General features: G+C 65.6%; 4 protein-coding genes. All 4 read left to right on the top strand.

The features are described 5' to 3' along the window. The coding region (locus VN047_RS06860; protein WP_325541374.1) for a DUF885 family protein at positions 1 to 1,167 on the top strand (1,167 nt) is incomplete at its 5' end. 8 nt (positions 1,168 to 1,175) lie between these two features. Further along, positions 1,176 to 1,655, top strand: coding sequence for a DUF3830 family protein (locus VN047_RS06855; RefSeq protein ID WP_325541372.1), 480 nt, complete (start codon positions 1,176 to 1,178; stop codon positions 1,653 to 1,655). 12 nt (positions 1,656 to 1,667) lie between these two features. Then, positions 1,668 to 2,567 carry a bile acid:sodium symporter family protein gene (locus VN047_RS06850; RefSeq protein ID WP_325541370.1) on the top strand — a complete coding sequence of 300 codons (900 nt, stop codon included), beginning with the start codon at positions 1,668 to 1,670 and terminating at the stop codon, positions 2,565 to 2,567. 135 nt (positions 2,568 to 2,702) lie between these two features. After that, positions 2,703 to 3,449 (top strand): FAD-dependent oxidoreductase (locus VN047_RS06845; RefSeq protein ID WP_325541368.1); only part of this gene is annotated, 747 nt, incomplete at its 3' end.

The following is a 3,449-nucleotide window of genomic DNA, read 5'->3' as shown; positions in this document are numbered from 1 at the left end:
GACATGCGCGGCCCGTTCGTCGACGCCGCGCTGCACCAGATCGCCGAGGTGCCGGCCAGCCTCGACGGCATGGTCGCGGGAATCGATCCGCACGCGACCCCCGCGCAGCGCCGGCAGCTGAAGAGCGCAAAGGGCAGGGCGGTCGCCGCCTTTGCCGATTTCGCTGCGTTTCTGAAAGCGAAGCGCACCGGGCTTTCCGATACGACTGCGGTCGGACGCGACGCTTACCGCTATTTCCTCGGCAGCGTGGCGCTCTATCCCTATTCGCCCGAAGAACTGCTTGTGATGGGGCGGCAGGAATGGGCGCGTTCGGTGCTGTTCGAGGAGCTAGAGCGCAACCGCAACGCCGGCGTCGCCGAATTACCGATCGGCAGCTCGATCGAGGCGGTGACCGCAAAGCTCGACGCCGACGAACTCAAGGTCCGGGCGTTCCTGCGCGAGAAGAATCTGCTCACCGTCCCCGACTGGGCGGGGCATTATAACGCGCAGCCGTTCCCCGCCTACCTCGCGCCGATCGGCTGGCTCGGGCGCACCTTCGACCTGACCAGTCAGGCGCGGGTCGGACAGGATGCGACGGTCTATCTTCCCGAACCGTCGCCCAAGCTCGGCTATTTCAATCTGTCGATCACTCGCGACCCGCGGCCGATCATCGTGCACGAGGGCGTGCCGGGGCATTTCTTCCAGCTGACGCTCGGCTGGAAACACCCGAACCCGCTGCGCCGCCACTATTACGACAGCGGGGCGAACGAGGGCACGGGCTTCTACGCCGAAGAGATGATGCTGCAGGCGGGGCTGTGGGCCGATGCGCCCAAGACACGCGAGATCATCTATAATTTCGCGCGGCTGCGTGCGCTGCGCGTCGAGGTCGACGTCAAGCTCGCGCTCGGCAAGTTCAGCATCGCCGAGGCGGCCGACTATCTGGAAAAGATGGTGCCGATGGACCGCGCGACCGCCGAGGAAGAGGCGGTCTTCTTCGCTGCGTCGCCGGGGCAGGCGATCAGCTACCAGATCGGCAAGATGCAGACGGCGGAATTCCTCGCCGAAGCGCGCGTGCGCGAGGGCAAGGCGTTCGATCTCAAGCGCTTTCACGATTATCTCTGGCAGAACGGCAATGTTCCCATCGCGCTCCAGAAAGAGGAGTATCTGGCGATGGTGAGCGGGAAATAGGGGGCGGCATGCGTTTTATCAGATTGATCGAGCCGCAATCGGGACTTTCGGCACGCTGCCGGCTGCTCGACGAGGCGGCGCCCGCATCGACGGCTTTCCTGTGGGATCTCGCCGAGCGCCGCGCGGGGTTCGAGGCGATGCATGCGATCTGGACCGGTCCGGAAATCTCCGTCCCGATGCCGGCCAGCACGCTGCCGGCCGGGATGGCGCAGCCCGCGATCCCGGCCGAGAACGCCACATCCTATCCCGACGCGGGCGACATCGTGCTCGCCTATCTGGCGGCGGGCAGCACCAAGGGGCTGCCGCCCGGACCCTTCTACGACATCGGTCTCTTCTATGGCGGTGGCGGGCGGCTTTTGATGCCGTTCGGCTGGATCCAGGCCAATGTCTGCGCGCGGATCGTCGACGAGGATCTGGCGAAGGCGCAGGCCGACTGCCGCACGATCCGCCGCAATGGCGCCTGTACCCTTTCGCTCGAAACCGCCTGAGGACATTCGCGCATGACTTATGACGATCTGATGTCCTTGCTGGGGAACTGGCTGTTGCCGGGATCGCTGGTCGCGATCATGGTGTCGATGGGGCTGTCGCTGACCGCCGACGATTTCCGTCAGGTGTTCCGCAACAAGCGCGCGCTGATCTTCGGCGTCTGTTCGATGCTGATCGTGCCGCCGCTGATCGGGCTGTCGCTCGCGCTGACGGTGGCGCCGACCGCGGCGCTGGCGGTCGGCTTCGTCCTGCTCGCGACGACGCCGGGCGGAATGCTGTCGAACCTGTTCACCGACATGGCCAAGGGCGACCTCGCGCTGTCGATGTCGATGACGCTGATCCTCAGCATGATCTACATCTTCGTCGTTCCCTTTTACGCGCATTTCGCGCTGCTCCACTTCATGGGGCTCGAGGCCGACGTGCAGGTGCCGCTCGCGTCCTTCTTCTGGGACATTTTCTCGATCACCGTGCTGCCCGCGACGGTCGGGTTCGCAGTCCGCGCGTGGCGTCCCGATTTCGCGATCTGGTTCAAGCGCTACCTGAAAAATGCCGCGACCATCGTGCTGTTCAGCTCGTTCGGTGTCATCCTCTACGACCAGGTGCCGGTGCTGCGCGAAAATCTGGGCGCGCTGTTCTGGATTACCGTCGCACTCAACCTCATCATGGTCGTGGTGGTGATGACGATCGTGCGCTTTGCCGGTTTCACCCGGCGCGAGAATGTCGCGATCGGGATCGAGCATCTGATGCGGCAGGAAGGCACCGCGATCTTCATCGCCGTATCGATCGTCGGCAACAACGAAATGTCGCTGCCGATGATCATGAACACTCCCGTCGCGCTCTGCTTCGTGCTGCTTTTCGTCGCCATCGCGCGGCGAACGGGGCGGCCGGCGCAGGGGGCTCCCGCCACGATCTGAAACACAACAGTCCGGCGACCGACCGGGCGAGCAGGAAAGTTCGAATATGATATTGTCCCGAGTTGAGGGCGTCGCGGCGGGGTTGCTCCCCCTCGTCGCGATACCCTCCCCCTTCGTCCGGTCGACGGAGCGGTAATGCAGCATCGATCCATCTCCCGCGCCGCGCGCAACGACAGCGTGACGGCCCCATTGTGGACCGCGACCGCCGCGCCCGGCCCCGTTCTGGCGCCGCTCGCGGGTCACGTCGAAACCGATATTCTGGTCATCGGCGGCGGTATCGCGGGCACCGCGACCGCGCTGCACCTCGCCGAAAGAGGAGCCGACGTCGTGCTCGTCGAAGCCGGCCAACCCGGCGATGGCGCGACCGGACAGAGCGGGGGGCTCATCGCGCCCGACTATATCCGCCATTCGCCCGAAACCATCGGGCAGGCCCTTGGCCAGGAAGCCGGCGAGCGCCTGACGCAGATGATCGGCACGTCGGGAGAGCGCGTCTTCGATCTGGTCAGGCGTCATGATATCGACTGCGACGCGCGGCAGGACGGTTTTTATACGCCTGCACACACCGAGGCGCTGGCGGACACCCAGCGAAGCTATGCCAACCAGTGGCGCGCGCGCGGCCATGATGTCGATTTCGTCGCGGGCGACGAGGTGCAGCGGCTGTTCGGGGCGGATCGCTATTGCGGCGCGTTGCGCTTTGCGGACGGCGGCAGCCTGAATCCGCTTGCCTATGTCCGCGGGCTTGCTGCCGCGGCGGTGCGTCATGGCGCGCGCCTGTTCGCCGGCGCGGGCGGCAAGGCAGCGGTCCTGCGCAGCTACGACCTCACCTCGGGCGCGCTCAAGACCACCGTACCGCTTGGCGACGGCACCTTCTGCAACGACATC

The sequence above is a fragment of the Sphingopyxis sp. genome, assembly GCF_035565275.1.
In the GTDB taxonomy this organism is placed as follows: Bacteria; Pseudomonadota; Alphaproteobacteria; order Sphingomonadales; family Sphingomonadaceae; genus Sphingopyxis.
This window is presented reverse-complemented; position numbering and strand designations above follow the sequence as displayed.